The sequence below is a fragment of the Pseudomonas sp. SWRI92 genome (assembly GCF_014268685.1).
Lineage (GTDB): Bacteria > Pseudomonadota > Gammaproteobacteria > Pseudomonadales > Pseudomonadaceae > Aquipseudomonas > Aquipseudomonas marvdashtae.
On record NZ_JABWQY010000014.1, the window covers coordinates 106,734 to 114,036 of the forward strand.

Consider the following 7,303-nt stretch of genomic DNA (forward strand, 5'->3'; position numbering starts at 1 on the left):
GCAATGTTTGTTGACCGCGAGAACACCATGAACGAACTGCTAGACGATGATCTGCTGGCACTGCTGCTCGACGAGGCCGCTGACGACATGCACGCCCGGTCCAACCGCCGCAGGCTGGACCGCGCGCCCTTGTCTTTCGCCCAGCAACGCTTGTGGCTGGAGCAACAGCGGGATCCGCACCGATCTGCCTACAACCTGCCACGTGCCCTGCGCCTGACCGGCGAAATGAATGCCGACGCCCTGGAACAGGCATTGAACCGCGTCATCGACCGGCACGACATCCTGCGCACCGCATTCACTGAAATCGACGGTGCCGCCACCCAGGTAATCGAGCGTAACGCCCGCCTGCTCCTGCACCGGGAGGACCTCGCCGCGCTCGATCAGCCGGCACGGGACCAGGCGCTTTCACAGCGCATCGAACAACACGCCCGGCAACCGTTCGATCTGACCCAGGCGCCACTGATGCGGGCAACGTTGCTCAGGTTGGGCAGTGATGAGCATGTGTTGTTGCTCAACATGCACCACATCGTTTCCGATGCCTGGTCCAACACGATCCTGATGCAGGACATGACCCAGGCCTATGCCCAGGCCTTGCTGGGCGATCCGTCACCGCTGCCGTCGTTGCCCCTGCAATATGCCGACTACGCGACCTGGCAGCGCGGCGACTATGTGCGCAGCCCAGCCTGCCAGCGCAGTGGCGCCTATTGGAGCGACTACCTCGGCCATGACTTGCCGGCATTGGAACTGCCTCATGACGTTGCGCGCACCGCGAATCAGCAACACATGGCCGGACGCGTACAGGCGTCTCTCACCCCGGCAATGGTCCAGGCCTTGGACACGTTCTGTCAGCGAGAGGGGCTTACGCCTTTTGTCGTGGCGCTGGCGGCCTGGCAATTGTTATTGGCTCGGTACAGCAACCAGAACGATTTCACCGTCGGCGTTCCCAACGCCAACCGCAACAGCCACGAAAGCCAGGAGCTGGTGGGTTTTTTCGTCAGCAGCCAGGTGTATCGGGCGCGGATCGACTCGACCCGCGGCGCGCGGGATTTCCTCAGGGACCTGCGCGCCCAGTCGCTCGCCGCGCTGGAACATGCCGACTATCCGCTGGAGCTGATCCTGGATCAGCTGCAACGTCCCGGTGCACAGGGCGCCGGTACGCTGTTCCAGGTCTTGTTCAACTGGCGCACGGGCTCGTCCTCACCGTCGGCGCCAGGCTTGGGTCAACTGGCGCTGGAGTTTTTGAATACCGGTGACAACCAGGCCAAGTTCGACCTGTCGCTGGACGTCGGTTATTCCCAGCAACAGGTGCTGGCAACGTTCGAATACAGCCGAGACCTGTACCGCGCAGAAACCATCGAGCGCATGGCCGAGCACTGGCAGAACCTGTTGCGAGGCCTGATCGAGACGCCCGGATGCGCCCTTGGCGAACTGCAATTGTTGAGCGCCGATGAACACCGAAAAACCCTGGCCGACTGGAACCGCCAGCCGAGCCAACTGCGCAGCGAACTGTGCCTGCACCGGTTGATCGAAACCCATGCCGCCAGCATAGGCGAGGCCATCGCGCTGACCTTTGAAGAGCAGCACATCAGCTACGCCGAACTCAACCGACAGGCCAACCGATTGGCCCATCGGCTGATCGAACAAGGCGTCGGGCCAGACGTACTGGTCGGCATTGCCGTCGAGCGAACACCGCAGATGATCATTGGCCTGCTGGCGATTCTCAAGGCCGGTGGCGCGTACGTGCCGCTGGACCCGGCGTATCCGGCCGACCGCCTGGCCTACATGATCCAGGACAGCGGCGTCACGCTGGTCCTGACCCTGGCTCACTTGCGCGATTCACTGGCGCTGCCCGCTGGCGTGACGTGCCTGCTGCTGGATCCGCTCGATACCGACAATGCCTACCCGGAGCACAATCCGGATGTGCCGATGGATCCGGATAACCTCGCGTACGTCATCTACACCTCGGGCTCGACCGGCAAGCCCAAGGGCGCATTGCTCGCGCACCACAACGTCAGCCGACTGTTCCAGGCCACCGAGCACTGGTTCAATTTCGATCACCGGGACGTGTGGTGCCTGTTTCATTCCTACGCCTTCGACTTTTCCGTGTGGGAGATTTTCGGCGCCCTGCTGCACGGCGGGCGGCTGGTCATCGTGCCCCACGCCGTGAGCCGTTCGCCGGAAGATTTTTATGCCCTGCTCTGCCAGGAAAACGTCACGGTGCTCAACCAGACGCCCTCGGCCTTCAGGTCGCTGTTGCAGGTCGCCTGCGCGCCTCGGCAGCCTCTCGTCCACCGGCTGCGGCAGGTGATCTTCGGCGGCGAAGCAATCGATGTGCAGAGCCTGCGCCCCTGGTTCGAACGTTTCGGCGACCAGGCGCCACGGTTGATCAATATGTATGGCATCACCGAAACGACGGTGCATGTCACCTGGCGTCCGCTGACGATGAACGATTTGCACTGCGAGGCCGCCAGTCCCATCGGCGAGCCCATCATCGACCTGTCCTGGTATTTGCTCGATGCGCATCTGAACCCGGTCGCCAAGGGCTGCACCGGCGAGTTGTATGTCGGCCGAGCCGGCCTGGCCCGTGGTTATCATCAGCGCGCCGACCTCACCGCCAGCCGCTTCATCCCCGATCCGTTCGACCCGCTGCCGGGTGGCCGCCTGTATCGCACCGGAGACCTGGCGCGCTACCGCAGCGACGGCAGCATCGAATACATCGGGCGCCTGGACCATCAAGTCAAGATCCGCGGCTTCCGCATCGAACTGGGGGAAATCCAGGCGCGCCTGCAAACCTTGCCAGCGGTTCAGGATTGCGTGGTGCTGACCCATGAAGGCCCGGGCGGCTTGCAACTGATCGCCTACGTGATCGCAGCGCAACCGTCCACCGCCGAGCTGCGCGATGAACTGTTGGTCGCGCTCAAGGCGCAGTTGCCAGACTACATGGTGCCCAGCCACTTGCTGTTCATCGATCGCTTGCCGCTCAACGCCAATGGCAAGCTCGACCGCAAGGCCTTGCCGGAACCTGATGCCCATCTTTGGCGTTCGCATTACCTGGCGCCGCGCACTCAGTTGGAAGAAGCCCTGGCGCAGCTCTGGCAACAATCCCTCAAGGTCGAGCGCGTAGGCATCGACGACAATTTCTTTGAGCTTGGCGGGCATTCGATCCTGGCAATCGAACTGATCGCCAACCTCAAGGCACAGCTCAATATCACGGTGCGCCTGCAAGAACTGCTGGCCAACCCGACCGTCGCCGAACTGGCGCTGTTCATCTCGCACAAACACCGCGAACAGACACAATGCCTGGTCGCCTTGAACAACGCCCCCGCCAGCGCCCCGCAGCTGTTTTGCCTGCACCCCAGCGGGGGCATCGTGTTCTGCTACCAGCCATTGGCGCGCAAACTGCAAAACCGCGCGCGCACCTTCGGCGTCATGCACCGCGGCTTCAGCGAACCCCATGCAGGCCCGGAGGCGTGGCACGAAATGATCGCCGACTACAGCCGGGAAATCCTCGCGAGCCAACCACAGGGCCCGTATTACTTGATGGGCTGGTCCTTGGGTGGAGCGATTGCGCTGGACATCGCGGCGACGCTGGAAAGCCAGGGTCACACGGTGGGTTTCCTGGGGCTGGTGGACAGCACGATTCCGGAACAGCTGTATCCCGTGACGTTGCAACGTCATAGGGAATTGCTTGCGCAGGAAAAAACCGACCCGGCTTCGCAGGATCTGCATGAGGCCATTGAGTATTTCGACCTGCTGTTTCCTGCCCTTACGGAACGTACCGCGACCTACCGACGGGAACACCCTGACAGCTCGGTCAAGGCCTTCCATGAGTGGGCCGCCGGCCAGATCGAGCCTGAGCGAGGCGACTTGCTGTCGATCGTGCAGAGCGTCAAGGAAGAGGTCATGAACGCCCAGGCGTTCTCGGTGCATGATCGGTTGCTGGAGGCCTTTGAGGGGTTCACTTTCAAGCCGGTACGGGTAAGGCCGAGCTGCTGGTGGACCCAGGCGGAGAAGACGCCGGAGGAACTGGCGTTTTGCGAGGCGTTGGTCAGGGAACATAGCTTGACTGGCGAGTTACAGTGCTCGGTGCATTCGCCGTTGCGCCATCGGGGCATGATCTTTGATGAGGGGTTGCTGGATTCGTTGGTCGGGGTGTTTTTGGCCGGCACGGCACAACAGCCATAGCACCCACGCACCGATACTGTGGCCACGGCCTGATCGTTCCCACGCCCTGCGTGGGAACGCATCCCGTGACGCTCTGCGTCACCCCCCAGAAGCGGAACGCGGAGCGTCCCTGGCGGTATTCCCACGCAGAGCGTGGGAACGATCGACACACCGAGTTGCCAGGTTTCAGGGCCGCTGCGCGGCCCAGCGGGAGCAAGCTCCCTCGCCACGGGGTTTGTGTACGCTCGGATATTTGGTGGTGAACCCCATAAAAAAACCGACCCGCATATGGCGGGTCGGTTTTTTTGTGCTCGCGATGATCAGAACTGCGGCGTGTACTTCACGGTGAACATCAAGTTACGCGGATCACCAAAGTTATTGTTGCCGTTGAGCTGGTTGTAAGCCGGGGTGATGTAGGTCTTGTCGAACAGGTTGTTGGCATTGACTGCCAAATCGATTTCCGACGTCAACTTGTAGCCGACACGGGCATTCCATACGGTGTAACCTGGGATTTCACGATCATAGTCGTAAACCAGTGTGTGACTTTGGGTGGTGAAGCCCAAGCCGGTGCTGACACGGCTCCAGTCGCCGGTGAACTGGTAGTTGCCCCACACGCGCAGCATGTGTTTTGGCGTCCAGGTGCTGAAGACTTTGCCTTCGTTACTGGCGGTGTCTTTCAGGTACTTGGTGGTGTTGTAGGTGTAGCCGGCGAACAACTGCAAGTTGTCTACCACTTCACCGCTGATTTCAGCCTCGATACCCTGGCTGCGCACGGTCCCAGAGGCACTGGAGCAGTTCAAGTCGGTACAGCCTGGAATTCTGACGGCACGGTTTTCATGATCGTAGCGGAAGACAGCCAGCGAAGTGTTGACCCGACCATCCATCAACTCACCCTTGAGGCCGACCTCATAGTTGGTACCAACGATGGGCTTGAGCACCGAACCACTAGGATCTAGGTTGGTCTGGGGCTGAAATACATCCGTATAGCTGGCGTACACCGCCCATTCGCGGCTCAGGTCATAGACGATGCCGGCATAGGGCGTGACCACCCCGGTTTCGGTTGCGGTGCTTGGGTCGACGCGTGTGATACCGGCTGAGTTTTGGATTTTCGATTTGTAGCTGAAGTCATACCAACTGACCCGCGAGCCCAGGATCAGCGTCAGATCGTCCACCGGCTTGACGCGCCAGGTGCCGTACAGGCCTTTTTGACGGATGTCATACTTGCTGAGGACGCCCCGGCCAGTCGGGCTGTTGATCAAGCTGTCATAGCTGATGTCCGGGCGGTCGTTGTCCAGATCGAAGATCGTGTCGCTGCTGGCGTTGAAAGTCCGGGCGTATTTGTCATCCGTTTCCAACTGGGAGAAGTTACCGCCGAGCATGACTTCCTGCTCCATCGACAGGGCTTCGAATTTGCCGACCAGATTCATGTCCAGCCCCACTTTGGTGGACTGGAAATCAGTCAAGAAGTCGGCATATTGCACACCGGTGCCATCGGGATTGAGACCGACAAGGGCATTTTGCGTCCGCTGATTCTTCGCCTGGTTGTCTTCGCTCATATACACGCCCCCCACCTTGAATGCCCAATCCTCATTGAAGCGATGCTCCAAATCGGCGTAGTAGGTGGTGACGTCGATTTCCGATCGGTTCCAGCGCGCGCCGGTGTAGGTCGAGCGCGACACGTCCGGCATCGAGCCGTCGGCGTAGCGTGGCAGGCCGCGGATGTTGCCGCGCGATTCACCGTTGGATTGGCTGACCGCGAAACCCAGGGTGGTGTCTTCGCTCAGGTCGATGTCCAGCGCGCCGTACAGCGAATGGGTCTTGCTCCAGGCATGATCAACGAATGAATTGCTCTGGTCTTCGTCGGCGACGAAGCGCCCGCGAATGTTGCCGGCCTCGTTCAGCGGGCCACCAGCGTCCAGTTGCAGGCCGTAGTGATCCCACGAGCCGGCCTTGCCGGTCAGGGTCACGGTCGGGGCGCTCTGGCCGCGCTTGCGCACCAGGTTGACGGCCCCACCTGGGCTGCCGGTGCCTTGCAGCAGGCCCGAGGCGCCACGGAGAATTTCCAGGCGGTCGAAGAAGATCAAGTCCTGGGTCGCCCAGTTGCCCAGCGAGTAGGTGTTGCGCGGGATCGGCACACCGTCGTACTGCCAATCGTCGATCTGGAAACCGCGCGACGACAGGATCATGCCCTGGCCGACGCCCTGCAGGCCGACGATGCCGGTGGTCTGGTTGACGGCGTCCTTGAGGTTGACCAGGTTCTGGTCATCCATCTGCTTGCGCGTCATCACGGTGATCGACTGGGGAATTTCCTTGAGGGTGTGGGTGCCCTTGCCGATGGTCACGGCGTTGCTGGTATAGGACTGGCTGCCTTCGGTCGTCGCCTCCAGTTCCGCTGCTTTTACCGTGGTCGCGCCCAGTTCCAGGGTTCCGGCGGCGGAACCCTTTGTCAGCATCAACGTGTTGCCCTCGAAACTGTGGCGCACGCCGGTGCCCTTGAGCAATTCGGCGATGGCCGCCTGCGGGCTCATCCTGCCGCTGACGCGGTTGCTCTTCAGGCCGGCCAGTTCGTCGGCGTTGTAGATCACTTGTTGGTTGGTCTGCTTGCCGAACGCTTGCAGCGCCTGCGGCAGCGGTTGTGCCGGGATGTCGAGGCTGACGTCTTCAGCCATCACCTGGGCGCTAAATGGCAGAACGCAGACCAGACCCAGCCCCGTCAACATCCGGCGCGAACGCAGGCCGCGGGACATGACAAGTGCCTTGAACAACGGTTTCAACTCATGAATTGCCGACATCGCGCTCTCTATTATTGGTAAAGGTGAAAAGTCCATGGGGCCAAAGGGCCTGCCGCTCGCCAGCACGGGTGAACCCGCACCGTCGATTGCCTGGGGCAATGCATCGGTGCGTGGCCGACCGGCCCCTCCCCGGGCACGGTCGTCCGGCTGGACGACGGCTAAATTTTTTCCTGGACACAACCGGCGCCTGGGCTGCCCTGCCCGAGCCGATTTGCCCGCATACCTTAGTAAGACGCAGCACTTGGGAAAAACCGGAATGAGTTTATTTATCATTCGCGCATAAACTTAAAAAAAAGCCGACGCTCGCGGGCGTCGGCCTGTTGTTGAGTGAGATGTTGGCTGGGATG

General features: G+C 61.2%; 2 protein-coding genes. One reads left to right on the plus strand and one right to left on the minus strand.

The genetic code is table 11. The features are described from left to right. Positions 1-27 precede the first annotated feature (27 nt). A complete protein-coding gene (locus HU762_RS20175; RefSeq protein ID WP_186639980.1) occupies positions 28-4,185 on the plus strand; it encodes a non-ribosomal peptide synthetase in 4,158 nt (1,385 codons plus the stop codon). Between the two features lie 299 nt (positions 4,186-4,484). Here the strand turns inward: HU762_RS20175 and HU762_RS20180 are convergent, their stop codons facing one another. Further along, on the minus strand, positions 4,485-6,956 hold the full coding sequence (locus HU762_RS20180) for a TonB-dependent receptor (protein ID WP_186639981.1): 2,472 nt from the start codon (positions 6,954-6,956) through the stop codon (positions 4,485-4,487). Positions 6,957-7,303 lie beyond the last annotated feature (347 nt).

Excerpts from the sequence above, each read along its gene's own strand:
- HU762_RS20175 (WP_186639980.1), top strand. The coding sequence starts at position 28 with ATGAACGAACTGCTAGACGATGATCTGCTGGCACTGCTGCTCGACGAG.
- HU762_RS20180 (WP_186639981.1), bottom strand. The coding sequence starts at position 6,956 with ATGTCGGCAATTCATGAGTTGAAACCGTTGTTCAAGGCACTTGTCATG.